This is a genomic window from Dyella sp. 2YAF14, from assembly GCF_052114725.1.
Taxonomy (GTDB): Bacteria; Pseudomonadota; Gammaproteobacteria; order Xanthomonadales; family Rhodanobacteraceae; genus Dyella.
The window spans coordinates 374,762-399,829 of sequence record NZ_JBFRFH010000003.1 but is presented as its reverse complement, the minus strand read 5'-3'; the positions used below and the strand labels follow the sequence as shown (position 1 = coordinate 399,829).

Annotated in this window: 23 protein-coding genes; 13 read left to right on the top strand and 10 right to left on the bottom strand. The window is 64.5% G+C overall.

Annotated elements, in window-relative coordinates:
- Positions 1 to 16 precede the first annotated feature (16 nt).
- Together der and moeB are read left to right on the top strand one after the other, a co-directional pair.
- Complete coding sequence (gene der, locus AB4Y82_RS07960; RefSeq protein ID WP_441602322.1) at positions 17 to 1,414, top strand: ribosome biogenesis GTPase Der; 1,398 nt, start codon at positions 17 to 19, stop codon at positions 1,412 to 1,414.
- A gap of 241 nt (positions 1,415 to 1,655) precedes the next feature.
- A complete protein-coding gene (moeB, locus tag AB4Y82_RS07955) occupies positions 1,656 to 2,822 on the top strand; it encodes a molybdopterin-synthase adenylyltransferase MoeB (protein WP_441602321.1) in 1,167 nt (388 codons plus the stop codon).
- On the opposite strand, the gene AB4Y82_RS07950 is transcribed toward moeB, so the two are convergent.
- On the bottom strand, positions 2,823 to 3,944 hold the full coding sequence (locus AB4Y82_RS07950) for a GNAT family N-acetyltransferase (RefSeq protein WP_441611209.1): 1,122 nt from the start codon (positions 3,942 to 3,944) through the stop codon (positions 2,823 to 2,825).
- 83 nt (positions 3,945 to 4,027) lie between these two features.
- On the opposite strand from AB4Y82_RS07950, the gene folD reads away from it, so the two are divergent.
- The 4 genes from folD to AB4Y82_RS07930 all read left to right on the top strand — a co-directional run bounded on the left by folD (position 4,028) and on the right by AB4Y82_RS07930 (position 8,707).
- Positions 4,028 to 4,894 carry a bifunctional methylenetetrahydrofolate dehydrogenase/methenyltetrahydrofolate cyclohydrolase FolD gene (gene folD, locus AB4Y82_RS07945; protein WP_441602319.1) on the top strand — a complete coding sequence of 289 codons (867 nt, stop codon included), beginning with the start codon at positions 4,028 to 4,030 and terminating at the stop codon, positions 4,892 to 4,894.
- A gap of 223 nt (positions 4,895 to 5,117) precedes the next feature.
- Positions 5,118 to 6,575: an IMP dehydrogenase gene (guaB, locus tag AB4Y82_RS07940; protein WP_426268967.1), complete on the top strand. Its 1,458-nt coding sequence runs from the start codon at positions 5,118 to 5,120 to the stop codon at positions 6,573 to 6,575.
- Between the two features lie 126 nt (positions 6,576 to 6,701).
- Positions 6,702 to 8,282, top strand: coding sequence for a glutamine-hydrolyzing GMP synthase (guaA, locus tag AB4Y82_RS07935; RefSeq protein WP_441602318.1), 1,581 nt, complete (start codon positions 6,702 to 6,704; stop codon positions 8,280 to 8,282).
- Between the two features lie 47 nt (positions 8,283 to 8,329).
- On the top strand, positions 8,330 to 8,707 hold the full coding sequence (locus AB4Y82_RS07930) for a gamma-glutamylcyclotransferase family protein (RefSeq protein WP_441602317.1): 378 nt from the start codon (positions 8,330 to 8,332) through the stop codon (positions 8,705 to 8,707).
- Positions 8,708 to 8,749: 42 nt separating this feature from the next.
- On the opposite strand, the gene AB4Y82_RS07925 is transcribed toward AB4Y82_RS07930, so the two are convergent.
- Positions 8,750 to 9,682, bottom strand: a complete 933-nt coding sequence (locus AB4Y82_RS07925; RefSeq protein ID WP_441602316.1) for a LysR family transcriptional regulator — start codon at positions 9,680 to 9,682, stop codon at positions 8,750 to 8,752.
- 130 nt (positions 9,683 to 9,812) lie between these two features.
- On the opposite strand from AB4Y82_RS07925, the gene AB4Y82_RS07920 reads away from it, so the two are divergent.
- From AB4Y82_RS07920 to AB4Y82_RS07905, 4 genes are all read left to right on the top strand, one after another.
- Positions 9,813 to 11,057 carry an amidohydrolase family protein gene (locus AB4Y82_RS07920; protein WP_441602315.1) on the top strand — a complete coding sequence of 415 codons (1,245 nt, stop codon included), beginning with the start codon at positions 9,813 to 9,815 and terminating at the stop codon, positions 11,055 to 11,057.
- A gap of 110 nt (positions 11,058 to 11,167) precedes the next feature.
- On the top strand, positions 11,168 to 12,538 hold the full coding sequence (locus tag AB4Y82_RS07915; protein ID WP_441602314.1) for an MFS transporter: 1,371 nt from the start codon (positions 11,168 to 11,170) through the stop codon (positions 12,536 to 12,538).
- The gene (locus AB4Y82_RS07910; protein WP_441602313.1) at positions 12,535 to 13,020 is read left to right on the top strand and encodes a GAF domain-containing protein; all 486 of its coding nucleotides are present in this window, start codon (positions 12,535 to 12,537) and stop codon (positions 13,018 to 13,020) included. The genes AB4Y82_RS07915 and AB4Y82_RS07910 overlap by 4 nt, the downstream gene beginning before the upstream one ends.
- A gap of 83 nt (positions 13,021 to 13,103) precedes the next feature.
- The gene (locus AB4Y82_RS07905; protein ID WP_441602312.1) at positions 13,104 to 14,234 is read left to right on the top strand and encodes a porin; all 1,131 of its coding nucleotides are present in this window, start codon (positions 13,104 to 13,106) and stop codon (positions 14,232 to 14,234) included.
- A gap of 53 nt (positions 14,235 to 14,287) precedes the next feature.
- Here the strand turns inward: AB4Y82_RS07905 and AB4Y82_RS07900 are convergent, their stop codons facing one another.
- Together AB4Y82_RS07900 and AB4Y82_RS07895 are read right to left on the bottom strand one after the other, a co-directional pair.
- Positions 14,288 to 14,989, bottom strand: coding sequence for an SDR family NAD(P)-dependent oxidoreductase (locus tag AB4Y82_RS07900; RefSeq protein WP_441602311.1), 702 nt, complete (start codon positions 14,987 to 14,989; stop codon positions 14,288 to 14,290).
- A 24-nt stretch (positions 14,990 to 15,013) separates the two neighbouring features.
- The gene (locus tag AB4Y82_RS07895; RefSeq protein WP_441602310.1) at positions 15,014 to 16,024 is read right to left on the bottom strand and encodes an NmrA family NAD(P)-binding protein; all 1,011 of its coding nucleotides are present in this window, start codon (positions 16,022 to 16,024) and stop codon (positions 15,014 to 15,016) included.
- Between AB4Y82_RS07895 and AB4Y82_RS07890 the strand changes: the two genes are divergently transcribed.
- Entirely contained in the window at positions 15,993 to 16,904 is a 912-nt protein-coding gene (locus AB4Y82_RS07890; protein ID WP_441602309.1) for a LysR family transcriptional regulator, read from the top strand. The two genes, AB4Y82_RS07895 and AB4Y82_RS07890, sit on opposite strands and share 32 nt — an antisense overlap.
- A gap of 41 nt (positions 16,905 to 16,945) precedes the next feature.
- Positions 16,946 to 17,434 carry a tRNA adenosine(34) deaminase TadA gene (gene tadA / locus AB4Y82_RS07885; RefSeq protein ID WP_441602308.1) on the top strand — a complete coding sequence of 163 codons (489 nt, stop codon included), beginning with the start codon at positions 16,946 to 16,948 and terminating at the stop codon, positions 17,432 to 17,434.
- Positions 17,435 to 17,437: 3 nt separating this feature from the next.
- Here the strand turns inward: tadA and AB4Y82_RS07880 are convergent, their stop codons facing one another.
- The 5 genes from AB4Y82_RS07880 to AB4Y82_RS07860 all read right to left on the bottom strand — a co-directional run bounded on the left by AB4Y82_RS07880 (position 17,438) and on the right by AB4Y82_RS07860 (position 21,911).
- Positions 17,438 to 18,364, bottom strand: a complete 927-nt coding sequence (locus tag AB4Y82_RS07880) for a CHAD domain-containing protein (protein ID WP_441602307.1) — start codon at positions 18,362 to 18,364, stop codon at positions 17,438 to 17,440.
- 76 nt (positions 18,365 to 18,440) lie between these two features.
- Positions 18,441 to 19,253 carry an NAD-dependent protein deacetylase gene (locus AB4Y82_RS07875; protein WP_441602449.1) on the bottom strand — a complete coding sequence of 271 codons (813 nt, stop codon included), beginning with the start codon at positions 19,251 to 19,253 and terminating at the stop codon, positions 18,441 to 18,443.
- Between the two features lie 40 nt (positions 19,254 to 19,293).
- The gene (locus tag AB4Y82_RS07870) at positions 19,294 to 20,010 is read right to left on the bottom strand and encodes an HAD family hydrolase (RefSeq protein ID WP_441602306.1); all 717 of its coding nucleotides are present in this window, start codon (positions 20,008 to 20,010) and stop codon (positions 19,294 to 19,296) included.
- Between the two features lie 155 nt (positions 20,011 to 20,165).
- Positions 20,166 to 21,113, bottom strand: a complete 948-nt coding sequence (locus AB4Y82_RS07865; RefSeq protein WP_441602305.1) for an alpha/beta fold hydrolase — start codon at positions 21,111 to 21,113, stop codon at positions 20,166 to 20,168.
- Between the two features lie 48 nt (positions 21,114 to 21,161).
- Positions 21,162 to 21,911: an SDR family oxidoreductase gene (locus AB4Y82_RS07860; RefSeq protein WP_441602304.1), complete on the bottom strand. Its 750-nt coding sequence runs from the start codon at positions 21,909 to 21,911 to the stop codon at positions 21,162 to 21,164.
- 329 nt (positions 21,912 to 22,240) lie between these two features.
- Between AB4Y82_RS07860 and AB4Y82_RS07855 the strand changes: the two genes are divergently transcribed.
- Entirely contained in the window at positions 22,241 to 23,086 is an 846-nt protein-coding gene (locus AB4Y82_RS07855; RefSeq protein ID WP_441611208.1) for a hypothetical protein, read from the top strand.
- A 31-nt stretch (positions 23,087 to 23,117) separates the two neighbouring features.
- Here the strand turns inward: AB4Y82_RS07855 and AB4Y82_RS07850 are convergent, their stop codons facing one another.
- Positions 23,118 to 24,881: an amidohydrolase gene (locus AB4Y82_RS07850; RefSeq protein ID WP_441611207.1), complete on the bottom strand. Its 1,764-nt coding sequence runs from the start codon at positions 24,879 to 24,881 to the stop codon at positions 23,118 to 23,120.
- Positions 24,882 to 25,068 lie beyond the last annotated feature (187 nt).

Below are 25,068 nucleotides of genomic sequence, written 5' to 3'. Positions count from 1 at the left end.
AAAGGTTGTTTGAATCATGCTGCCCGTCGTTGCCCTGGTCGGTCGTCCCAATGTCGGTAAATCGACCCTATTCAACGCAATGACGCGCAGTCGTGACGCCCTGGTGGCTGATATGCCGGGCGTTACGCGAGATCGACACTACGGCGTGTGCCGCACCGGCACACGCCCGTTCGTGGTGGTGGACACCGGCGGCCTGTCCGGCGAAGAGGAAGGCATCGAAGGCCTGACTGCGCAGCAGGTGCGCCTGGCCATCGAAGAGGCCAGCGTGCTGGTCTTCGTGGTGGATGCCCGCGACGGCCTGCTGCCGCAGGACCGCACCATCCTCGACGAGCTGCGTCGCAGCGGCAAGCCGATCATCGCCGGGGTCAACAAGACTGACGGTCTGGATCTGCAGAATGCGATGGCGGAATTCGCCGTGTTCGGCATCGCCAACACGCTGCCGCTGGCGGCATCGCACAATCGCGGCACCGAAGATCTGGTCGCTTCGGCCATCACGCTGCTGCCGGAAGACCAGCACGAAGAGATCGATCCGGTCGAGGCGGACAGCATTCGCGTCGCCATCGTCGGTCGTCCGAATGCGGGCAAGTCCACGCTGATTAATCGCCTGCTCGGCGAGGATCGCCTGATCGTTTCCGACGTGGCCGGCACCACCCGCGATCCCATCCGCGTGTCGCTGGAACGCGATGGCCGCAAGTACACCCTGATCGATACCGCCGGCGTGCGTCGCAAGGCGCGCGTCGAAGAAGCGGTGGAGAAATTCAGCGTCATCAAGACCCTGCAGTCGATGGCCGCCGCGCAAGTGGTGGTACTGATGGTCGATGCGCGCGAGAACCTGGCCGACCAGGATCTCACGCTGATCGGTCACGCGCTCGATGAGGGCAGGGCGCTGGTCATCGCCGTCAACAAGTGGGACGGCATGGACGGCTATCAGCGCGAACAGTGCCAGCGTGCGCTGGAGCGTCGCCTGCAGTTTGTCGACTGGGCCAAGACGGTGTTCATCTCCGCGCTGCACGGTTCCGGCCTGCGCGAGCTGATGAAGGCGGTGGTGAACGCGCATCGTGCCGCCACCAAGGAACTGGGTTCGTCCGAACTCACCAAGGCGCTCGAGCTCGCCTACGAAAGCTACCAGCCGCCGCTGGTGCGTGGCCATGCCCCCAAGCTGCGCTTTGCGCATCCGGGCGGGACCAATCCGCCCAGCATCGTCATCCACGGCAGCCGCACCAAGCACATCGCGCCGGCCTATCGCCGCTATCTGGAAAACTTTTTCCGCAAGCGCTTCAAGCTGGATGGCACGCCGGTACGCATCTTTTTCCGCGACGGCGAGAACCCGTTCGCCGGCAAGAAGAACGTGCTCACCGAAGCCCAGCAGCGCAAGCGCCAGCGCATGGTGCGCGAGATGAAGAAGCGCCGCTGACGCGCGACCCCATCGCTCTTGTAGGAGCGCACCCTGTGCGCGACCGCGGCGCATCGATGTACCTCAGTCCTTGTGGGAGCGCACCCTGTGCGCGACCGCGGCGCATCGTTGTACCTCGGTTCGTTCAACTCGCGCCAGAACCCTTGGTTGCCGCGCTCCGCACCGTCGCGCACAGGGTGCGCTCCCACAGAGGACAGAGGACAGAGGACAGGGGGCGGGCGGGCTGGAGTAAGCTAGCGCGATGACGAGCCTCAACCGCGACAGCTGGCTGGCCTCCCTGCGCGCCAGCATTGCCGAGATATCCCCCGCCGAGGCGCTGGCCCGGCAGGCGCAAGGCAGCTTCCTGATCGATGTGCGCGAAGACGGCGAGCGTGCCAGCGGCTTGCCGGTAGGCGCGGTCGGTGTTTCACGCGGCTTTCTTGAACTGCGCATCGAACAACTGCTGCCTGATCGCAACCAGCCCGTGCTCCTGTTGTGCGGCAGCGGCCAACGCTCGCTGCTCGCCGCCGAAACGCTGCAGCGCATGGGTTACCAGCAGGTGTTCTCGGTGGCCGGCGGTTTCCAGCGATGGAAGGCGGAGGGTCTGCCGGTAGCCCTGGGTGCCCTGGACAGCGATGCCGCCGAACGTTATGCACGCCAACTGCAATTGCCGCAGGTGGGAGAAGCAGGACAGGCGAAGTTGGCGTCCTCACGCGTAGCGTTGCTGGGTGCGGGCGGCCTCGGTGCGCCAGCTGCGCTCTACCTGGCGGCAGCGGGGGTGGGGCAGCTCACCTTGATCGATGATGATCGCGTCGAGCGCTCGAACCTGCACCGACAAGTCATACACGCCGATGCGCGCGTCGGCATGGCCAAGACCGAGTCGGCGCGCATCGCGCTTGCGGCACTCAATCCGCGCGTGCGCGTGGAAATTCGCAACGAACGCCTGCAGGCCGACAACGTCGAGCGCCTGTTGGCGGATCACGATCTGGTGATCGATGGCGCCGACAATTTTCCTGCGCGCTATTTGATCGCTGCAGCCTCCCAGCGTTTGCAGCTGCCCATGGTCTATGGCGCAGTGGAGCGCTTCACCGGACAGGTGAGCGTGTTCGACCCGCGTCGCGCGGACTCGCCGTGCTATCGCTGCCTGTTCCCCGAGCCGCCTGCCGCGGCCGATGCGCCCAACTGCAGCGAAGCCGGCGTGCTTGGCGTATTGCCCGGTATCGTCGGTTTGCTGCAGGCCACTGAAGCGCTCAAGCTCATCCTCGGTATCGGTGAACCGCTGGTCGGTCGCCTGCTGAACTTCGATGCGTTGGCCATGCGCTTTCGCGAGACGCGCCTGCCGCGCGATCCGGGCTGCCCGGGCTGTGGCGATGGCGCCACGTTCCATGGTTACGAGGACCTGGTGCAGCTCTGCGCATCGGCGGGCTGATCAGCGCAGGTCGCCCGCAATCAGCGAATAGATCGCCGCATCCCGCGGCTCACCGCGCAGCATGAGTCGTTGGCGCGCGATGCTTTCAAAGCGTGCGCCCGCCTTTTCGGCAGCGCGGCGACTGGCCAGATTGTCTACGGCGATCACGATTTCCAGTCGACGCAGATCCGTGGCCTGCAGCGCGTGCCGTGCCAGCAGCCGCACGGCGCGAGTGGTGACGCCTTGCTCCTGGCGCGTCTGGCGCACCCAGTAACCAAGATTGGCCATGCCGTATTCGGGCTGCCAGTGATTGAGCGAGATGCTGCCGATGAGCTCGTCACTGGCGCGATCAGCCATGACCAGCGCGCATTCGTCGCCGGCGCCCTGCCAGGCCAGCCGGGTCTTGGCGATCCAGTGGCGGGCATCGTCCAGGCTGTAGGCCGGCGTGCACCAGTCCTGCCAGCGACCGATGGTGGCCATCGATTCGTGCAGGGCGGCGTGCAAGCCATGCAGGTCGGACGGCCGATACGGGCGCAAGCGCAGGTCGCCATCTTCCAGCACGGGACCCGGCGAGGGTTCATCGCGTTCTGGCGGCAGCAGCGAATACACCGCGGCGGGTGCGGCCTCGCCACGATGGATGATCCGGTTCGGTGAGATGCCGTCGAAAAGAGCGCCCAGGCGCTCGGCCGTGCGCCGGCTGGCCACGTTGTCGACGGCGATGACGATCTCGATGCGTACCAGACCTAACACCTCGAAGCCGAATTCGGCCAAGGCGCGAGCCGCGCGCGTGGCGACGCCTTGGCCCTGAGCCGACTGGCGCACCCAGTACCCGAGGTTCGCACTGCCGCGCTTGGGGTCGATGCGATTGAGCGCCACGTCGCCCAACGCTCGGCCTTGCGCGTCGAACATGCCAAAGGCGTAGGCATCGCCGCGCTCGCGGCCGGCCTGGCAGTCGGCGATCCATTGGGTGCCGTCTTCCAGGGTGTAGCCCTCATGCAGCCAGGGCAACCATGGCCCCACCGAGGCGATCGATTCGCGGGTGGCCTCGAACAGGGCTTGCGCATCGTCGGCCTGCCACGGCCGCAGACGTATGCCGTGGGCGTCCAGTTCCAGTGGGGTGGTCAGGCGTGTTGTGGCAGCCATGCGATCTCGTTTGTATGCGTACGGCCAATAGCGTTAACCGGCCCTAGCCGGGATAATACGTTCCTTTGCAGGCAGCCCCGATCATGAGCGCACGTATCCTCGACGGCAAACGCATCGCCCAGGAACTGATGGATCGGATCGGGCGCCGGGTGGCGGAGCGCTCGGCCAAGGGCTTGGACGTGCCGGGCCTCGCCGTGGTGCTGGTGGGAGACGACGCGGCCTCGTCGGTCTATGTGCGCAACAAGCGCAAGGCCTGCCATCAAGTCGGCTTCCGTTCGTTCGATTTCGACTTGCCCTCGCGCACCAGCCAGGAAGAACTGATTGCGCTGATCGACCAGCTCAATGCCGATCCGGCCGTGCACGGCATCCTGGTGCAGTCGCCGCTGCCCGACCACATCGATGAGGATGCGCTGGTCGATCGCATTGATCCGGGCAAGGATGTCGACGGCTTCCAGGCCGTCAACGTCGGTCGCCTGGCACTGCGCCGCTTCGGCCTGCGTCCGTGCACGCCGCGTGGCGTGATGACCTTGCTCGGTCATACCGATCGTCCCGTGCGCGGTCAGCACGCGGTGGTGGTCGGTGTTTCCAATCACGTGGGCCGCCCGCTGGCGCTGGAATTGTTGATTGCCGGTTGCACTACCACCTGCTGCCACAAATTCACTCGCGACCTGGAGGGCTTCGTGCGCCAGGCCGACATCGTGATCGTCGCCGTCGGTCGGCCGGGTCTCGTCAAGGGCGAATGGATCAAGCCGGGCGCCGTGGTGGTAGACGTGGGCATCAATCGCCTGGAAGACGGCCGGTTGGTGGGCGACGTGGACTTCGCCACGGCCGCCGAACGCGCCAGCTGGATCACGCCGGTGCCGGGCGGCGTCGGTCCCATGACGGTGGCGACGCTGCTGGAAAACACGCTGGAAGCGGCGGACGCGCGCGACGCCGCTCGCCAGGGCTGAGCCCTCCCTTAGGTGTGGGAGCGCACCCTGTGCGCGACAAACCTACAAATGTGGGAGCGCACCCTGTGCGCGACAAGCCTACGGAGCGACACGCCGAGATGCCGCAGTCGCGCACAGGGTGCGCTCCCACAAAGGGCGAGACCTGCGACATTCCGTTCATGCAAAGAGTGGCGGGCCAAAAGCCTTCTGCGTATAATCTCCTCTTTGCAGCGGGACAAAACGCATGCGCATCCTCGCCGAGGCTCTCACCTACGACGATGTTTACCTCGTTCCGGCTCATTCGGCCGTTCTGCCACGTGATGTAGACACTTCCACGCGGCTCACCCGAAACCTGCGCCTGAACATTCCCATCGTGTCCGCCGCCATGGATACGGTCACCGAAGCCCGCCTCGCCATCACCATGGCCCAGCAGGGCGGCATCGGCATCATCCATAAGAACATGACCGCCGAACAGCAGGCTGCCGAAGTGCGCTTGGTGAAGAAGTTCGAAGCCGGCGTGATCCGCAGTCCTATTTCGGTCGGCCCGAATACTTCCATTCGCGAAGTGCTGCAGCTGACCCGTGCGCACAACATTTCCGGCGTGCCGGTGGTGGATGGCGAACAACTGGTCGGCATCGTCACCAGCCGCGATCTGCGCTTCGAGCGCAAGCATGAAGATCCCGTGCGCAACATCATGACCCGCCAGGAGAAGCTGGTGACGGTGCGTGAGGGCGCCAGCCAGGACGAAGTGCTGCAGCTGCTGCACAAGCACCGCATCGAGAAAGTGCTGGTGGTCAACGACGACTTCCAGCTGCGTGGCCTGATCACCGTCAAGGACATCCAGAAAGCCCGCGACAACCCGAACGCCGCCAAGGATCGCCTCGAGCGCCTGCTGGTTGGCGCGGCTGTCGGCGTGGGTGGCGATACCGAGGCGCGCATTGAAGCGCTGGTGGACGCCGGCGTGGACGTGCTGGTGGTCGACACCGCGCACGGTCATTCCCAGGGCGTGATCGACCGCGCCGGCTGGGTGAAGAAGCGCTACCCGCAGGTGCAGGTGATCGCCGGCAATATCGTCACCGGCGAAGCGGCGCGCGCGCTGCTCGATGCCGGCGTCGATGCGGTGAAGGTGGGCGTGGGTCCCGGCTCGATCTGCACCACGCGCGTTGTCGCTGGTGTGGGCGTGCCGCAGATCACCGCGATCGACCTCGTAGCGACCGCGCTGAAGGATGAGATCCCGCTGATCGCTGACGGTGGCATCCGCTACTCGGGCGACATCCCCAAGGCGCTCGCCGCCGGTGCATCCACCGTGATGCTGGGTTCGATGTTTGCCGGTACCGAAGAATCGCCGGGTGATGTCGAACTGTTCCAGGGCCGCCAGTACAAGAGCTACCGTGGCATGGGTTCGCTGGGCGCGATGGCGCTGGGTTCCAAGGACCGCTATTTCCAGGATGAAGCCGACGCCGACAAGCTGGTGCCCGAAGGCATCGAAGGTCGCGTGCCGTATCGTGGTTCGCTGCGCAACATCATCCACCAGCTGATCGGCGGCCTGCGTGCCTCGATGGGTTACCTCGGTGCCGCCACGGTCGACGATGTGCGCAACAACGCGCAGTTCGTGAAGGTGACTGGCGCCGGTGTCACCGAAGCGCATCCGCACGATATCCAGATCACCAAGGAAGCGCCGAATTACCGGCTCAATTCCTGAGGGATACGCGCCGGCCTGATGGCCGGCGCATTCGTTTTAACGGGAGGCGACGCCCATGCGCGTCGCCTTCGCATTCACTGAATCAAGCGCGGGCAGGGCAAGCCTGCAGCGCACCGGAGCCGGACCGTGACCGACATCCATAGCGACAAAATCCTCATCCTCGATTTCGGCGCGCAGTACACGCAGCTGATCGCCCGCCGCGTGCGCGAGATCGGCGTCTACTGCGAAATCTGGGCGTGGGACCACGACCCGGCCGAGATCGCCGCGTTCGGCGCCAAGGGCATCATCCTGTCCGGCGGCCCCGAGTCGACGACGTTGCCGGGTGCGCCCAAGGCGCCGCAGGAAGTGTTCGATTCGCAGCTCCCCATCCTGGGTATCTGTTACGGCATGCAGACGCTCGCCGCGCAACTGGGCGGTGCCACCGAGGCCGCCGACGCACGCGAGTTCGGTCACGCCGAAGTGGATATCGCGCCGACCAGCCGCCTGTTCGCCGGCCTGAGCGATCACGACAGCGCGCATCGTCTGGACGTCTGGATGAGCCATGGCGACCACGTGGCCAAGGCGCCGCCGGGCTTCGTCATCACCGGCACCACCGACCGCATTCCTGTCGCGGTGATGGAAAACGAGGACAGGCGCTGGTACGGCGTGCAGTTCCATCCGGAAGTAACCCATACCAAGCAGGGCACCTCGCTGCTTAAGCGTTTCGTCACGGAAATCTGCGGCTGCCAGACGCTGTGGACCGCCGCGCACATCATCGAAGACCAGATCGCCCGCGTGCGCGAGCAGGTCGGCAGCGATCACGTGCTGCTGGGCCTCTCCGGCGGCGTGGATTCGTCCGTGGTGGCCGCGCTGCTGCACCGGGCTATCGGCGACCAGCTGACCTGCGTGTTCGTCGACACGGGCCTCCTGCGCTGGAACGAAGGCGATCAGGTGATGGCCACGATGGCCGAGCACATGGGCGTGAAGGTGATCCGCGTCAACGCCGCCGAGCGCTACTTCAAGGCGCTGGAAGGCGAGGCCGATCCCGAAGCCAAGCGCAAGATCATCGGCCGCCTGTTCGTGGAGATCTTCGACGAGGAGTCGGCCAAGGTCACCAACGCCGGCCACGGCCAGGTGAAGTGGCTGGCGCAGGGCACCATCTACCCGGACGTGATCGAGTCTGCCGGCAGCAAGACCGGCAAGGCGCATGTGATCAAGAGCCACCATAACGTGGGCGGCCTGCCGGAGCACATGAAGCTCAAGCTGGTCGAGCCGTTGCGTGAGCTGTTCAAGGACGAGGTGCGCCGCATCGGCGTGGAACTCGGCCTGCCGCGCGCCATGGTCTACCGCCATCCGTTCCCTGGTCCCGGCCTGGGCGTGCGCATCCTGGGCGAAGTGAAGCCCGAATACGCCGAACTGCTGGCCCGCGCCGATGCCATCTTCATCGAAGAGCTGCGCGCCTGGGATCTGTACGACAAGACCAGCCAGGCCTTCGCCGTGTTCCTGCCGGTGAAGTCGGTGGGCGTGGTCGGCGACGCCCGTGCCTACGAATGGGTGATTGCCCTGCGCGCGGTCGAGACCATCGACTTCATGACGGCGCACTGGGCGCACCTGCCGTATGACTTCCTTGGCAAGGTGTCCAATCGTATTATCAATGAGTTGCGTGGTGTTTCTCGTGTCGTTTATGACATCAGTGGCAAGCCGCCCGCAACCATTGAGTGGGAGTGAGTTCCAGGCTCCGGGCCAACGGTGGCTTTCTCAGGAAGTCGCCGTAATTGATTGATATCAAAGGAATGATGGTGATGGTGGACGAGAGCCGCAACGAGCTGTTGTTCTCCTACGGCACTCTGCAGCTCGAGCGCGTGCAGCTCGCCTCTTTCGGGCGTGTTCTCGAAGGCGAAGATGACGCCATGCCGGGCTACCGCCGGACGCTGATCGAGATCAGCGATCCCGAGGTGCTGCGCCAGAGCGGCGAGCAGTTCCACCCCATCGTCGCGCCGAGCGACGACCCGTCGGACGAAGTCGCCGGCAAGGTGTTCCGCATCACCGCGGCCGAGCTGGCCGCGGCTGATCGCTACGAGGTCGCGGACTACCAGCGTGTCGCCGTGCGCCTGAAGTCGGGCAAACAGGCCTGGGTCTACATCCAGGCCTGAGGGCACTCGCCAGGTGTCGCAGTTTTCGCCCTTCGGCGCGGATCACCCTGACGCGCTCAACGCATTGAACGCCTCCATGTGCTGAACGATGTGGCGCTGCAGTCGCTGCGCGGCGGCGGGCAGCGCTCGCCCCCGTCGGGCCACCAGCTGCGCCTGTACCTCGGTCAGCAAGGGGTGGGCCACGGGGATCGCCTTCAGGGTTCCCCGCTGGAGATCGTCGTAGACGGCAAAGGCCGGAAGCAGGGTCGCGCCCATGCCGCAGCGGGCAAAGCCGGTCAGGCAGATCAGGTGATCCGATTCCATGGCGAGCTTGAGGCGTCGATGCTCGGCGGCCTCGATCTGCTCGACGATCTTGCGTGTTCCGAAGCCGGCGTGCGCCAGCGCAAACGGATGCTCGAACAGCGCCCCAACCGGCAGCAGCGGTACCTCGGCCAGCGAATGCTGCGCGCAAACCACCACGCATAGCGGCTGCAGTTGGGAGCGCACCTCTTTCAGGCGGCCCTGGTGCGAGTGGAAGCCAGGCCCGTAGATCAGGCCCAGGTGAACCTCATCCTGCTCGAGCCAGCCGAGTATGTCGTTGATGCTGCCCAGCTGCAGCTTGATGGCGATACCGGGATGCCGGGCGTTGAACGGCTGCAAGACGTGTCGCATGAGGTCATCGGCAAATCCCTGCACGGCGCCAATGCTCACCGTGCCGATCGACAGACCCACCAGCGCGTTCAAGCGCGACGCCAGCGATTCCTCCTGGGCCAGGTGATTGCGGTAGTGCTCGATCAGGAGCCGGCCCGCTTCGGTCGCTTTGGCGCCACGGCGATTGGTTTCCATCACAGGCGTGCAAGTGACTTTCTCCAGCTCGGCAATCTGCCTGCTGACGACCGAGGGCGCCACGTCCAGAAAGTCCGCCGCAGCGCGCATGCTGCCCAGTCGTGCTGCTTCGAACAGGTATTTCAGTCGGCCCATCGACAGACCATTCATTCGCAATCCTTGGCGAAACATCGGGAAGACAGTGTTGCCTTGAAGGCAAAGACGTTGTCGGGGCGATGTCATTGTTCGCATAGGCAGCCGTCAACACAATCGATGCCACGGCCTACGAAGGGAATCGCCGATGGCATCGTTGACGTTCCGCAACGCAAACATGTTCGACAGCAGTACCGGCGAGCTTCTAACCCGCATGTCAGTGCGCATCGAGGACGAGACCATCACCGCCGTCGTCCAGGGAGATTTGCCTGACAACGGGGGAGTCAGCATCGCGCTTGACGGTCTTACGTTGCTTCCAGGATTGATCGATGCACACGTACACGTCACTGCGATAGTCGCTGACTTCTTCAAGCTCTCTTTGATGACGCAGTCGCTGATCACCGCCCACACGGAGACCGTGCTCGAGGCCATGCTTCGACGCGGCTACACCACGGTGCGCGATGCGGGCGGGGCTGATTCGGGCCTGGTGCAGGCGATCGAACAGGGACATATCGTCGGGCCGCGGCTGTTGATCGCGGGACAGGCCATCACCCAGACCGGCGGTCACGGTGACCCACGCCCGCCACACTTCTCCCATGGCAGCTGCATCTGCTGCGGCTCGGCCGGCCTGCTCGGCTACGTCGCCGACGGCGTGCCCGAGGTTCGCCGCGCCGTGCGGGAGCAGATCCGCAACGGCGCCCATCACATCAAGGTGATGGCCGGCGGTGGCATCTCCACGCCCAACGATCCGCTGGAGGGCCTGCAATTTTCCACCGAGGAACTCGGTGCGATCGTGGAAGAAGCGGACGCGGCCCGGACTTATGTGATGGCGCATGCGTATTCGCCGGAGGCCATCAGTCGGGCCGTGCGAGCAGGGGTGCGTTCGATCGAGCACGGCAATCTGCTCGACGAGCAGACGGCAGAATTGATGGCGCGCTACGGCGTCTACCTGGTGCCCACCCTGGCCACTTACGCAGCGTTGGCGGAACGCGGGAGCGCGCTGGGCTGGTCGCGCGCCATGCTGGAGAAATGCGCGCATGTGAAAGATCGCGGCGTCGACGCCATCCGCATCGCGCAGGCGGCCGGGGTGAAGATCGCCCTGGGCTCGGATCTGCTGGGCGACATGCACGACCTGCAGTGCGACGAACTCGTGCTGCGCCAACAAGTGATGTCGCCGGCGCAAGTCCTGCGCAGTGCGACCCACGTCAACGCAGAGCTGATAGGACAGTCGGGGCGGCTGGGCGTCATCGCCATGGGGGCGTGCGCCGATCTGCTGGTCATGGACGGTGACCCTCTGCGCGATCTGCGCGCCTTTCAACACGAACGCAATCTGCTGATGGTGCTCAAGGCAGGCAAACCGGTGGTCGACCGACTCACGCGCGCGCCAGCCTGAAAAACAAACGTCGGGCGCAGCAACGCTGCGTGGCCATGGGGATGGCCACCGGTCCCGTCCAATCGTCGTTCTCGTCAAACAGCGTCGCTTGCCGATGCATGGGGGTTACTTTGTCATTCGTTTCGTCAAGAACGGAAAGCTGGCCGTACGCCCGCTACCACCGCCGCCTGTTCCTGATCGGCGGCCTGGGCTACGCATTCGATGCGATGGACACCGCCGTACTGGCCTTCATCCTGCCGGTGCTGCGCTCGCTATGGAGCTTGAGCAGCGCGCAGACCGGCGTGCTGGGCAGCGTGGCGTACATCGGTTTCTTCTTCGGTGCGCTTGGCGCGGGTTTGCTCGGCGACGTGTTCGGCCGGCGTCGCGTGATGATGTATGCGCTGGCCATCTATGCGGCGGCTTCGCTGGCCTCGGCGTGGTCGACGTCGTGGTCGATGTTCCTGGTCTTGCGCATCGTCGCCGGCATCGGCACGGGTGCCGAGAGCGCGATCATTGCGCCGTATCTGGCGGAGTTTGTAGCCAAGCGCTATCGCGGCACCTTCGTCGGTGCGCTCACCGGATTCTTCTCGTTCGGTTTTGTTGCCGCGGCGGCGCTCGGCTACTTCGTCGTCCGCTCATCCGCGGAGGGTTGGCGGGTCGTGCTCATCATCACCGCGTTGCCAGTGGGCATGTTGCTGTGGTGGCGGCGATCGCTCGATGAATCGCCACGCTGGCTCGAAAGTCGCGGACGACATGCAGAGGCCAGGGCGATCATCGCCAAGATCGAGTCGACCTTCGATCAGCGCACGCCTTTACGCGACACGGCAGGTGAGGCGGCGCTGGCGCCGCGCGGGAAGGACCTGGGACTACCGTCATTGAAGGTCTTGCTGCAAGGCCTGTGGCACGGCAGGCAGGCGCGTATCACGGCGATGGCGTGGCTGATGTGGCTCTCGCTCACCTTCAGTTACTACCTGTTTTTCACCTGGATTCCCGGCCTGCTGATGCAGAAGGGCATGGGCATCACGCAGAGCTTCGGCTACTCGTTCATCATCTATCTGGCGCAGATTCCTGGCTATTTCTCAGCCGCACTGCTGAATGAAAAAATCGGGCGCAAGGGCACCATCGTCCTGTATATGACGCTGGGTACCGCCTTTGCCCTGGCGATGGCTTTCGCCCACGATCATCAGGCGATCCTGTTGGCCGGCGCGTGCCTCTCGTTTGCGATGAATGGCGCCTATGCCGGCGTCTACGCTTACACGGCAGAAATCTTTCCCACCGCGATCCGTGCGATCGGTGCCGGCAGTTCGTCGGCGGTGGGGCGCATCGGCGCGATCAGTGCGCCCTTGCTGGTCGGGCTGCTGTATCCGGTGCTGGGCTTTGGCGGCGTGTTCGCCATGACCACGGTGGTGCTGGCGGCGGGTGTCTGCGCGGTGATCGTGCTTGGTCCGCAAACCAAAGGCCGCTCGCTGGAAGCGATCGCCGCCGAGGAGGGCAGTCGATGAGCGATTGCCTGTCCGACGAACTGGGCGTGATCGAACGCGCCTGTTTCCACGCCCGGCGCTCGCGCGATGTGTTCCGGGCCGTTGACGCAGCGTTGCAACGCCTGGTTGGGCACCGCTTGCTGACGGTGCTGGTCTATGACGAAGCCTGCACGGTCGCCACCCGCCTTTATTCCAGCGATCCGGCCACCTATCCCGAAGGGGCGACCGATCCGGTGGCATCACCGGCCTGGGCCGATCAGGTCTTGCATTGGGGCTTGCCGTTCGTGGGTCATTGCGAAGAAGAACTCGCTTGCGTGTTCGCTCACCACGAACGCCTGGCCTTTCTGGGCCTGGGCAGCGTGGTGAACATGCCGCTGCGCTGGCAAGGCAGGGTGCTCGGCAGTTTGAACATGCTCGATGCGCCGGAGCGCTACGTCCATATCGATATCGATGTCGTTCGAATCATTGCCCACACGGCAGTGCCGGCGCTGCTCGCCGGTTAAAGCAGCGCGCGCTTTCAAGCGACACGGGGAAGGTCGCGCGCCATCACTCAATCGTCTGTTCAATGCACAGGGGTGGATTGCTCATGAAAAGGATTTTTGCCGGGCTCGCGTTGACGACGGCGCTGACGTGCCACGCCGAGAATGTCGCCTTCTATGGCGTCCTGGACGACGGCCTCACTTACACCACCAACCAGTCGGGGCATAGCCAGCTGAAGCTGACCAACGGCTCCCTGGGCAGCAGCAAGTTTGGACTGCTGGCCGACTACAAGCTGGATAACGGCTATCGCGTGATCGGTCGTGTGGAAGGTGGCTTCGACATCAACACGGGCAAGCTTGCCAATGGCGGTCGTCTGTTTGGTCGCCAGGCTTTTGCGGGGCTGGAGTCTCCCTACGGCACGATCACGGTGGGCCGCCAATACGATCTCGCGCTTGATTCGCTGATCGGCTTGTCGGGTGCGGGACGTTTCGGCGGCGTGGCGGCCACGCATGCGTCGGACGAAGACAATATGTGGGGCAGCTACTCACTCACCGGCGTCATCAAATACAACTCGCCGGTGTTTGACGGATTCAAGTTCGCGGCCTTGTTTGGTCCCGCCGGCGGCGGGAGCGAGCCTTCCGTGGGCAGCAAGCGTTCGGCCAGCGTGAGCTATGCGAACGAGGCGCTCACTTCCAGTGCCTTCTATTCGCGCATCGGCAAGCCCGCGACGACGCTTTACGACGCGGGATCGGTTCCTGTGGCGGGCGCGAGTTTCAGCAATCCGATCGCCAGTCCCATCTTCAGCGGCTATGTGTCGGCGCAGACGCGGGTGGAGTTCGGTGCGGGCGTGAATTATCTGTGGGGGCCGGTACTGGCTGGTTTCACCTATACCTCGACCCGATTCGAGGACGTCGTGCGCACCTCATCGACGCCGTTTTCGGGCACGGCGACCTTCAACAACTACGAACTGCTGGCCACTTACCGCTTGAACCCGGCGTGGATGCTTGGCGCTTCATACGACTACACGAAGGCCCAGACTGCGACCTACCAGCAGTGGAATGCCGGCGCCTGGTACAGCCTATCCAAGCAAGTGTTGCTGTATGCCTTGCTGTACCGCCAGCAGGCCACGGGGCGTGATTCGACGGGCCAGATGGCGGTGGCGGCCCTGCCGTATTTCATCCCTTCGTCGAATGGCCAGCAGGGCGCCATGCGAGTGGGATTACGGGTGACGTTCTAGCCGACGACGGTGCCGTTCACCACGGCACCGTTTCACCTGGCCAGGTAGTGCCCTCACCAGGGCATGGTCTCCCCCAGCCGGTTGAGAAATTGCAGGCCACTGCGGCCGGTCTGCTGGGTCACCACGTCCACCACCAGCGGAATGCTTTCGCTGACGTCGAGCGCCGCGTCGGGGCCGCCCATGTCGGTGCGCACCCAGCCTGGTGCGATAAGCAGCAAGCTGCGGCCGGGGTCGGGCTGGCGGGAGGCGTAGCTGCGCATGAGCGTGTTGAGCGCAGCCTTGCTGGCGCGATAAGACTCCCAGCCGCCATCGATATTGTTGGCCACGCTGCCGAGGCCGGACGACATGACGACGATGGCGCCGTCGGGCGCCACCAGGGCATCGAGCGTTTCGACGACGCGCATGGGGCTGAGCGCGTTGGTCACCATCATGCGGGTGAAGCCCTCGGTGCTGACTTCGCCGATGGGCTTGTCTGCCTCGATGGCGACGCCGGCGTTGACGAACAATACGTCCAGCGCCCGGCCTTTCAGGTGGGCACGCAGCGCGGCGATCTGCTCGGGTGCATCGATGTCCAGGTGTTCGATCTCCAGCCGCTGGCCGGACGATGCCTGGAGGTCATGCAGCGGCGTGTGGTTTGGGCCGCGCACGGTGGCGATGACCTGCCAGCCGCGCTTGAGGTATTCAGCCGCCAAGGCGAGTCCCAGGCCACGGGAGGCGCCGATGATGAGAGCGGTTTGCTGCGTGTTCGAAGTCATGAGGGTTGCCTGCTGAGCCGTGAGTCAGGGTGATCGTTCGACCAGATTGCGCAGGACATGTTCCAACGTTGTCGATGCTTTGTGCGAGCCGGCCTGGCCGTGTTCGAAGTCGATCCAGCCCTGGTTGAAGCCGTCAAGCATACGCATGCGGCCCTCAGGGTGTTGCATACCTTGGGTGCGGAACAGGTGTTCCCAGGAGTCGCGAGGCACCGGTTCGGTGCGCACAGGCTGGCCCAGCGCGGCAGCAAAGCCGCTGGCGATGTCCAGTGCGGAGTAACGCCGCGGTCCTTCGAGTTCGATCACGCGTGTGCCTTGCCAGGTGTCCTGCAGAGTGCTTGCCACGGTACGCGCGATATCCGCGGTGGCGACCATCGGGATGGCGTGGTCCAGGGGCTGCAGATAGCTGGGAATCAGGCCGGCGCGAGCGGCGCTGACGTCCCATGCGGCGTTCTCCATAAACCAGCCGGGGCGCACAAAGGCGGTGGGCAGGGGCAGTTCGCGAAGCGCGGACTCGACCATCCGGCCGTTGTTCAACAGCGAGAACGTGTCCACGTGGGCGCCGACGGTGGAGAGATATACCAGCTTGCCGGGGCGGGCTTTTAGGACGGCCTGCTGTACGGCGGCAATGATCTCTTGGACAGCGGGAAAACCAGGGGCGGGGTCGTAGTCGGGCGGGATCATCAGGAATATGCCGCGCGTGCCGGCGAACGCGGCTGCCAGCGCGTCGGCATCGTTGGCCGTGGCGATCGCCGTATCGCAACCGCGCCCGATCCAGGGCGCTGCCTTGGCCTCGTCGCGAACGATCGCCCGTACGCGCTGGCCGGCGGCCAGCAGTTCATTTGCTACCTGGCCGCCAACCTGGCCGGTGATACCCATGACTGCATACATGTTCGGATCCTCAAGGGGCGGCGCGTGCCGCGTTCGGATGAGGATTTTCCGCGTCTGCCACTGGTTTCGCGATAACATCAATGACAATGGATAAGTGACAAAAGGGCATGAATGCATGGCCTTCGACGAGCGCATCTTGAACGGCATGAGCGTGTTCACCGCCGTGGTCGATGGCGGCAGCTTTGCCGCCGCTGGCGAGGCGCTGGACATGTCGCCGCCCGGCGTCAGCCGTGCCATCGCGCGGCTCGAAGCACGGCTGGGCATACGGCTGTTCGATCGCACGACACGATCCGTGCGTCTCACTGATGAAGGACGTCGTTTCCACGCCCAGGTGATGCCCTTGCTGGCCGGGCTGGAAGAGGCCGCCGCGAGCGCGGCCGAAGGCGCCACGATGGTGCGCGGGCGACTGCGCGTGCATATGGATCCACTGTTTTCGCGGCTGGTACTGGCGCCGCGCGTGGGCGAGTTCATGGAGGCTCATCCGCAGCTCGAGGTGGAGCTGGCCACGCGCGACCAGCTGGGCGACATCGTCGCCGACGGCTTCGACCTGGCCGTGCGTTTCGGCGAGCCGCCCGATTCCAGCCTGGTGGCGCGCAAGCTGCTGGAGACGCGCATCCTCACCGTGGCTTCGCCGGCTTATTTGCGCCGCTATGGGCGGCCTGCGCATCCGCAGGAGCTGGAGGGCGACCGGCATATCTGCATCGAATTTCGCGATCCGGCGACGGGGCACACCTTTCCGTGGGAGTTTCATCGCAAGCGCAAGCGCCTATCGGTGAAAACCTCGGGGCGGCTGGTGGTCAACGATGGCGGCAGCATGCACAGCGCCTGCGTGGCCGGCTATGGCATTGCTCAGGTGATGGCGGTGGCGGCCGGGCCGCTGGTGACCCGTGGCCAGTTGGTGGATCTGTTCCCGGACTGGCCCGATGAGCGCTTCCCGCTGTACGCGCTGTATCCCTCGCGCCAGCACCCATCGGCCAAGGTGCGTGCATTTCTCGATTTCGTCATCGGGATCACCTCGGCGATCTAGGCAGTAGAATGGTGGTTTCGCACGCCTTCATAGCCTTTTTGATGACCGATCAGACACCCTCGCCAGCCCCGGCGTTTTCCGACGAAGACGAACGCTACATGCGCCGCGCGCTGCAGCTCGCTGCGCACGCGCGTGATGCGGAGAACGAAGTGCCAGTGGGCGCGGTGCTGGTGCAGGGCGATGAGATCATCGGGCTGGGCTGGAACCGCAATATCACGCTGAACGATCCCAGCGCCCATGCGGAAATCATGGCTTTGCGCGCCGCGGGCGAAAAACTGTCCAACTACCGCATGCCCGGCGCCACCTTGTACGTGACGCTGGAGCCGTGCGCGATGTGTTCGATGGCGCTGGTGCATGCGCGCATCGGGCGCGTGGTGTATGGGGCGACCGATCCGAAGACCGGCGCCGCCGGCAGCGTGTTCGATACGCTGATCTCCGATCGCCACAATCACCGCATTGCGGTGGAGGGCGGCCTGTTGGCGGATGATTCGTCGACTATGTTGCGCGAGTTTTTCCGCGCCCGGCGCTAAGCGTCAGTGCGCGGCCTTGCGCCAGAAAGAGTTCAATTTTTCCAGCTTCGCCAATGAGTGCATGGCCTCTTCCGAGGCGTGGTAAGCGGTGCGCTTGCCCCACTGGCGGAACGGCTTGAGCACGGTCTGGGTGTCTTCCGCCACGAGAAAGTCGCGGATCAGCGTGCGTCCCGTCATGCGGTCGTGTGCCAGGCCAAGGCCGCTTTGCAGCTCGGTCAGCTGCTTGAGCCAGGCCGAGGTCGCCTGCTTGGAGAAGGCGTGCTGATAGAGCTCGATGCTGTAGCGCATCTTTTTGGTGGCGCTGCGCAAACGATGCAGGCGCTTCTGGCCGCCATCGAGTTTGCTGGCGCGTTTCTTCAGCGTATTCCAGCGTTGCTGGAGGGCCGCGGCGGCCAGCTTGCGCACCTGGTTGTCGGTCGGCGGTTCGACGGTTTGCACCCAGTGGCGCCATGACTGCAGCGACGCTGCGAGATTGTGCTTCTTGAGTTCGACCACGGCCTGCTTGTGCGCCTGTTGCTGGCGCTCGGAAAGCGCCCTGGTGGCGGCATCGACGCCGGGAAGCTTGACGTTTTCCTTGTCCAGAAAGGCGGGCAGGGTTTCCTGCGCCAGGATGTCGAGGTCGCGCGATTGCCCGGTGGATTCGCGGCAGGAGCGCAGGTAGGCGAGCACATCGCGCAAGTCGTCGTCGGAAAGCGAGGCGAGGTCTTTCAGCGTGGCCGTCACGCGGCGCAGGTTGACGCGCCATGCATGCAACAGCTTGGGCTCGTAGGGTTGTTCAAGCAGACGCTTGCGCGCCTCGAATGCCTTGTCGAAATAGCCGTCCAGCGCCTCGCAGATCCGCTCGAACTCGGATGGCTTGCCCGGCCCACTCTTGGCGTGGGACGAGGAAGACCGCGGCGACGCGGCGCGATGTTGCAGCCTGGCATTCATGCAGTGATTCCAGACGACCGGGATGTCTACTCTGCATCAAATGGTCACAATGCGCGAGCGGCATCGGGCCGCGTCCCTATGACACAAAAGCCAAGGCCTCGGCGCATGATTGTTCGATCTTGAGGCTGAGCAGTGGGTCGGCCCGGGTCTTGCCCAGGTTCACGGCGGCAATGGGTTTGCCCTCCCGCGCGGCCGCGGCCGCGAAGCGGTAGCCGGAAAACACCATCAGGGACGATCCCACCACCAGCATGGCGTCCGCGTCGTTCAGCGATGTGACGGCGGCGTCAACGCGATGGCGTGGCACGTTTTCACCGAAGAACACCACGTCCGGCTTCAGGATGCCGCCGCAGGCCGGGCAGGGAGGCACGACGAACTGCGTGAAATCGCGGCCGTCCAGATCGGCGTCGCCGTCCGGGGCATCGCCGGCATCGAGCAAGGCCCAGGCGGGATTGTGTTCCACCAGCGACTGCTGAAACGTGTCGCGGGGCAGCCGCAGGTCGCAGCTCATGCAGCGCACTTCATCCAGTCGCCCATGCAGGTCGATGACGCTTTGATGGCCTGCGGCCTGGTGCAAGCCGTCCACGTTCTGGGTGAGCAGGGTGGTCACGCGTCCCTGCTGTTCCAGTCGCGCCAGTGCGCGGTGGGTGGCATTGGGTTGCGCCCGGCCAAAGCGGCGCCAACCCACCAGGCTGCGTGCCCAGTAACGCTGGCGCGTGGCGGTTTCGCCCATGAAGGCTTGATAGGTCACCGGCTGCGGCCGTTTCCAGCCGCCGTCGGTGTCGCGGTAATCGGGTATGCCCGAATCCGTGCTGCAGCCGGCACCGGTGAGCACGAACAGGCGTGGATGCGCGTGCACGAACTCGCGCAGGCGCGCGCGGTCTCGCTCGATGCTGGCGGCGCCGGCATCGATGGACAGGTCGAGATCGAGATCAGGCGACGGCACGTTGCTGCAACTCCTCCAGGGCGCTGGCGATGCCGGTGGGATCAGCCACCTGCACCACGCGCGAAGTGTGGTCGACGAAATCCGTATCGGTCTCGTGCGCCCAGGTCACGTGGTAGGGCATGTACACGCCCCAGCCACCGAGCTCGACCACGGGTGCGATGTCCGAGCGCAGCGAATTGCCGACCATGGCGAATCGTGTCGGCGAGAGCTGGAATTCCTCCAGTACGTTGCGATAGGCGCGCTCGTCCTTCTCCGAAACGATCTCGATGCGATGGAACAGATCGGCCAGCCCGCTGCTGGCGACCTTCTGTTCCTGATGAAACAGGTCGCCCTTGGTGATCAGCACCACACGGTGATGCTGGGCCACGGCTTCCACTGCGGCACGGATGCCCGGCAGCAGATCCACCGGATGCGCAAGGACCTGCTTGCCCAGTTCGATGATGCGGTGCAGATCGGCAGCGCTGATGCGTTGGCCGGTGATGTCGATGGCCGATTCCAGCATCGACAAGGTCATGCCCTTGGCGCCGTAGCCGAACAATTTGATGTTGCGGCGCTCGGTGGCGAGCAGTCGCTCGTGCACGCGTACATCGACCAGATCGATGTACTCGCCCACGATGCGCTCGAACTCACCATGCGCCGACTGGTAATAACCCTCGCTGTGCCACAGCGTGTCGTCACCGTCGAAACCCACCAGCTCTATCACGTGTTCACCCGTCTGCCGTACTGGCCGTGCCAGCGATATGGGGGTGATTTTTCCAGAAAACACGGTGGCTGGTGGCGCTGGCGTCCTGGCAGGGCTGAGACGCAGATAACGGAACGCGGCCGGCAAGGGCCGGCCGCGTCGTCACCATGGAAAGCTCAGCGCTGGGCCTGGGCGTTGCTGTCGTTGTTGAGGAAGCCGACCAGCGCGGAGATGGTCTGCGCGGGGGCTTCTTCCATCAGCCAGTGGCCCGAACCCTTGATGATCACGCCCTGCACATGGGTGTCGACCAGCCTGGCCTGGGCGATGAGGAAATCGCCCGAAGCTTTTTCACCGGCGAGCACCAGCATCGGCATGGTCAGCGGCTGCCTGGCGAAGCCCGCGAAATCCTCGGCGTCCTGCGGGAAGGCGTGGAAGTATTCGAAGCCAGCCTTCATGCGACCCGGCCGGGCGTACTGCTGGGTGTAGTACTGGCGATCGGCTTCGGACATCGAGTGTTTGGGATCGGCGGCAAAGTCGTTCCAGAAATGCTCGAAGTAGATGCGTTCGCGCCCGTCGACCAGTTTCAGCGGCGTTTCGCCGTAGAAGTTGAAATGCCACTTGTCGCGCAGCAGCCACACTTTCTGCCAGTCGCCCACGCCGGGGAGAAACGCATCCATCAACACGATGCTGTCCACCTCGTCCGGGTATTGCGCGGCATAGGCATAGGCCACCATCAGGCCGATGTCATGGCCGACGATTTTCACCTTGTGATAGCCCAGTTGCTGCACCAGGGCATGGATGTCCTGCGCCATGGTCTTCTTGTCGTAGCCCGAGGCGGGCATCGATGAATCGCCGGCGCCGCGAAGGTCGGGTGCGATCACCGTGCGGCGGTCGTCGAGCTTGGCAATCAGCGGCAGCCACATATGGCTGGTTTCGGCGTAGCCGTGCAGCAGGATCACGGGCGTGTCCGAGCCTTGGCCGGCCTGTAGGTAATGCAGTTGCACGCCGTTGGCGTTGGCCGTGTGTTGTTCGATGGTTGGTGTCTTGGCGCTAGCCGCTGCCTGAAGGGCGAGCGAGGCCAGCAACGCCACCGCAAGGCGGCGCATCCAATGCAAGGTCTTCATCGTGAACTCCCTGGTAGACCCGGCCGCGGGTGCGGCCGGGCAGATGGCTTACAGCTGACTCATACCGCCGTCGGTGATGATCTCGGTGCCGACGATGAAGGCCGATTCCGGTGCGACCAGGTGCAAGACGGTCGAGGCGATTTCAGCGGGAGTGCCAAAGCGACCCAGCGGTACCTGCGACTGGATCTGCGCGGCGGTGGCTTCCAGCGTGGCCTTGTCCATGCCGAGCTTGCCGTAGAGCGGCGTTTCCACCGGTCCCGGGCTCACCACGTTGACGCGCGCACCCAGCGGCAATAGTTCCGCCGACAAGGTCTTGGCCAGCGAAATCACCGCGGCCTTGCTGGCGGCGTAAACCGACGAGGTCGGCATGCCGATATGGGCGTTGATCGAGCCGTTGATGACGATGGACGCACCCTTGTTGAGCAGCGGCAGCAGCGACTGGATCTGGAAATAGGGGCCCTTCACGTTGACGTTGAAGGTCTGGTCCCACAGCGCTTCGTCCACGGTTTCAAACGGTGCCAGCTTGGCGATGCCGGCATTGAGGAAGATGCCGTCCAGGCGCAGGCCTTTGGCGCTCAGCGCGCTGGCCAGCTCCCTGGCGCCCGTCACGCTGCTGGCGTCGTTGCGGATGGCAATGGCCTGGGCGCCGATGCTGGCGCGGGCCTGTTCGAGTGCGGCTTCATCGCGGCCGGTGATGACTACGCGGGCACCTTCCGCCGCGAAGGCCTGGGCGGTGGCAAGGCCGATGCCGCTGTTGCCGCCGGTGACGAGGATGGTTTTGTCGGTGAAACGGTTCATGGCGTGCTCCGTGGATGGATGTGTGGTCGATGGGGAAATGATGCGACTTCCCGTTGGCCTTGCCGTGCCATGTTTCCGATGAACATGTTCGATATGGTCGAACATCCCAAGAGTGACCTTTGTTGGCGTTTCCTCGACTTATGTGTACCAGGCGTGCGCATCGTGCCAAGGCGCTATGCAGAACTCGTGCGAGTCTCGTCGAGACGTCGCGTACAAGATGGCAACAACGCTGACTGTTGATATGCGTCTTTGCGTAACGGTCACATTGCGGGGACCAGCAGTCGACATTTGTCTCCTTAGGGTGCGTGCACCGCCCAGGGAGACCATCGATGAAACAACAGAAAAACAAAACGCGGCTTTGCACTCGTCTTGCACTTGTAACCCTTACCGCATTCGGCAGCGTCCCCGCTTTTGCCGACCCATCCGCAGCACTCGACCGTGTCAGCATCTGGCTGGGTGCGTTCTACTCCGATACGCAGACGCAGATTGGCGCGACCGGTCGCAGCGGCATCATCAACGGCTACAACGGTCACTTCAGTCTGGAGGACGATCTGGGCTTCCAGGAGCATAAAGCGGTTCCGCGCGCGCGGCTGGATTTCCTGATCGGCGATCATCAGGGATTCTCGTTCGATTTCTTCGGCATCAATCGCACGCACGGCCGCTCGATCAGTCGTGACATCAGCTATGACGGCACGACGTTTCCCGCCTCCGCCAGCGTGGACGGCAAACTCAACTTCAACTTCGGCAGCGCAGCCTATCGCTGGTGGTTTGGCACGGGCAGCGATGTGTTCGGCCTTGGTATCGGCGCGGCGTATTACGGCGTGAAGGCCCGGGTGGAGGGACAGGCCGATATCGACGGCTTCGGCGGCAGCGCCGTGGCCAGCACCCACGAGACGGCCTGGGCGCCGGTGTTGCAGCTGGGTTGGCGGCACGCGTTCTCGCACAACTTCCGCATTTACGCCGATGCCTATGGCGTAAAGAAGAACGGCGGCAACCTCGCGGGCCATATCTATAACGCGGCCCTCGGCCTGGAGTGGTTTCCGATCGAGAACCTCGGCGTGGGTGCCGAATACAGCTATACGCGCATTCGCCTCGACCAGAACCATCCGTCCTACCAGGCGAATCTGGATATGAAGTTGCAGGGGCCTTCGTTGTTCGCCCGCCTGCGCTTCTGAGCTGGATACAGGCCGTGCGGCGGCTGCGCCTTCATCCTTGGGCGCGGCCGCCATCGCGCGAACTCGAGGCGATGGGATGGCCTTGTTCCGCGTGGTGACGTTGCCGCCAGCATCCGCCGCCGTGATTGACCGGCGACCATTCCGGCAACGGCATCGGCTGGGCCAGATCGAACGCGCGAAAGTCTCCTTGCGCGTAGACCACGCGGCCATCCATCACGGTGAGCTCGGCCTCAATCTGGCGGATGTCTTCGTCGGCCACGCTGAAGTAATCCTGCGAGAGCACGGCGAAGTCGGCGTACTGGCCGATATCGAGCTGGCCCTTGCTGCCTGCTTCGCCGGAAAACCAGGTGTTGGCTCGCGTATGCAGGGCGAGCGCCTGGGTGCGGTCCAGGCGTTGTTCGGGCGGATAGAGGGTGCTGCCACCCAGCGTGCGGCCGGTGGTAAGCCAGTAGAGCGTGGTCCACGGATCCATGCTTGCCGCCGTGCTGCCGCCCGAACCGACGCCGACATGCAGGCCGGCATCGAGCATGCGACGGATCGGCGGCGTGTGTGCCGCGACATCCGGACCGTGGCGTTCGAGAAAGTACTCGCCCTGATAGGCCATGCGCGGCTGCAGGTTGATACCGCCGCCAAGCCGGGCGACGCGCTCGATGTTTCTCGCGCTGATCGTCTCGGCGCCATCGAAAAACCAGGGCAGGGCGCGCAGTGTCATTTCCGCTTCGACCCGTTCGAAAGCCTCCAGGGCCATCTCGATGGTCTCCTCGTAGACGGCATGCATGCGCCAGGGCCAGCTGCGCGCCACCAGCCGGCTGACGATGTCTTTGAGCTCGGTGCCCGTCTGGGCGGTGAGGACCGGCGGCGGTTGACGGAAGTCGTCGTGATCCATGGCGTCATGCACCAGCACTTCGCCTGCGCCGTTGAAGCGGAACAGTTCGTCGCCATCGCCGTAGTGGTTGATGGTGCACCAGTGCAGGAAGTCGCCGGTTTCGCCGCCCGGAGTCTGCGCGGACAAGTGATAGGACACGCGCACGGTGAGCAGATGATGCTGGGCGAGTTCTTCCACGGCCTTGTAATCGTCCGGGTAACGCAAATGCGCGGCGCCGGCATCGATGACGCTGGTGATGCCCAATCGATTGAGTTCGCGCATGCTCTGGCGCAGGCTGTTGATCTGGTATTCGTGCGGCAGCACAGGTGCGTGAGCGAGCGCGTCGCGAAAGATTTCCGGCGTCGGCGTGGCGAGCAGCAGGCCGGTGGGCACGCCTTGGTCGTCCCATTCGATATGGCCGCCCGGTGGATCCGGCGTCTGCCCGTCATAGCCGCAGGCAGCGATGGCCGCTGCGTTGAGCAGGGCGCGATCCTGCAGGTGCTGCACATAGACCGGCGTGGAGGGGGCGATGCGGTTCAATTCCTCAAGCGTCGGCAGCCGATGCTCGGCGAACTGGTGTTCACCGAAGCCGCCCACGACGCGTACCCATTGCGCAGGCGGCGTGCGCGCCACCTGGTCGGCCAGCATGCCCAGTGCTGCGTCCACGCTGGGCACGCCGTCCCAGCGCAGTTGCTGGTTGTAGTCCAGGCCGGTGGCGATCAGGTGCTGGTTCGCATCGATAAGGCCGGGAATGATGCGCCGCCCGCCTGCATTGATCACCATGGTGGCAGGGCCGGCGAGCGAGCGTATCTGGCCGTTGGTGCCGACGGCGGCGATGCGCCGCCCGTTGACGGCCAATGCCTGCACCTCGGGCCGCTGGGCGACGCCGGTGTGGATCTTTGCGTTGTGGACGATAAGCGTCGGGTACACGGCCCTCGCGCCTTGTGATCCGCTACAGCATCAGGTTGCGTCGGCAGGCGTCGAGCTTTCGTGACTGCGTCCGAGTCCCGTCAAGCAGCGATGTCAGGAAGCGCGGCCAATGGGCCGGTAAATTGCTTCAGGCCACAGGGCTGCTGGCGAGATGAAGGCCATGTGCATATGCACAAAAGTCATTTCC

What these genes read in the sequence shown, in the direction of transcription:
- der (WP_441602322.1), top strand. Translation starts at nt 17, where the DNA reads ATGCTGCCCGTCGTTGCCCTGGTCGGTCGTCCCAATGTCGGTAAATCG.
- moeB (WP_441602321.1), top strand. Translation starts at nt 1,656, where the DNA reads ATGACGAGCCTCAACCGCGACAGCTGGCTGGCCTCCCTGCGCGCCAGC.
- AB4Y82_RS07950 (WP_441611209.1), bottom strand. Translation starts at nt 3,944, where the DNA reads ATGGCTGCCACAACACGCCTGACCACCCCACTGGAACTGGACGCCCAC.
- folD (WP_441602319.1), top strand. Translation starts at nt 4,028, where the DNA reads ATGAGCGCACGTATCCTCGACGGCAAACGCATCGCCCAGGAACTGATG.
- guaB (WP_426268967.1), top strand. Translation starts at nt 5,118, where the DNA reads ATGCGCATCCTCGCCGAGGCTCTCACCTACGACGATGTTTACCTCGTT.
- AB4Y82_RS07925 (WP_441602316.1), bottom strand. Translation starts at nt 9,682, where the DNA reads ATGAATGGTCTGTCGATGGGCCGACTGAAATACCTGTTCGAAGCAGCA.
- AB4Y82_RS07920 (WP_441602315.1), top strand. Translation starts at nt 9,813, where the DNA reads ATGGCATCGTTGACGTTCCGCAACGCAAACATGTTCGACAGCAGTACC.
- AB4Y82_RS07910 (WP_441602313.1), top strand. Translation starts at nt 12,535, where the DNA reads ATGAGCGATTGCCTGTCCGACGAACTGGGCGTGATCGAACGCGCCTGT.
- AB4Y82_RS07905 (WP_441602312.1), top strand. Translation starts at nt 13,104, where the DNA reads ATGAAAAGGATTTTTGCCGGGCTCGCGTTGACGACGGCGCTGACGTGC.
- AB4Y82_RS07900 (WP_441602311.1), bottom strand. Translation starts at nt 14,989, where the DNA reads ATGACTTCGAACACGCAGCAAACCGCTCTCATCATCGGCGCCTCCCGT.
- AB4Y82_RS07890 (WP_441602309.1), top strand. Translation starts at nt 15,993, where the DNA reads ATGGCCTTCGACGAGCGCATCTTGAACGGCATGAGCGTGTTCACCGCC.
- AB4Y82_RS07895 (WP_441602310.1), bottom strand. Translation starts at nt 16,024, where the DNA reads ATGCCGTTCAAGATGCGCTCGTCGAAGGCCATGCATTCATGCCCTTTT.
- tadA (WP_441602308.1), top strand. Translation starts at nt 16,946, where the DNA reads ATGACCGATCAGACACCCTCGCCAGCCCCGGCGTTTTCCGACGAAGAC.
- AB4Y82_RS07880 (WP_441602307.1), bottom strand. Translation starts at nt 18,364, where the DNA reads ATGAATGCCAGGCTGCAACATCGCGCCGCGTCGCCGCGGTCTTCCTCG.
- AB4Y82_RS07865 (WP_441602305.1), bottom strand. Translation starts at nt 21,113, where the DNA reads ATGAAGACCTTGCATTGGATGCGCCGCCTTGCGGTGGCGTTGCTGGCC.
- AB4Y82_RS07860 (WP_441602304.1), bottom strand. Translation starts at nt 21,911, where the DNA reads ATGAACCGTTTCACCGACAAAACCATCCTCGTCACCGGCGGCAACAGC.
- AB4Y82_RS07855 (WP_441611208.1), top strand. Translation starts at nt 22,241, where the DNA reads ATGAAACAACAGAAAAACAAAACGCGGCTTTGCACTCGTCTTGCACTT.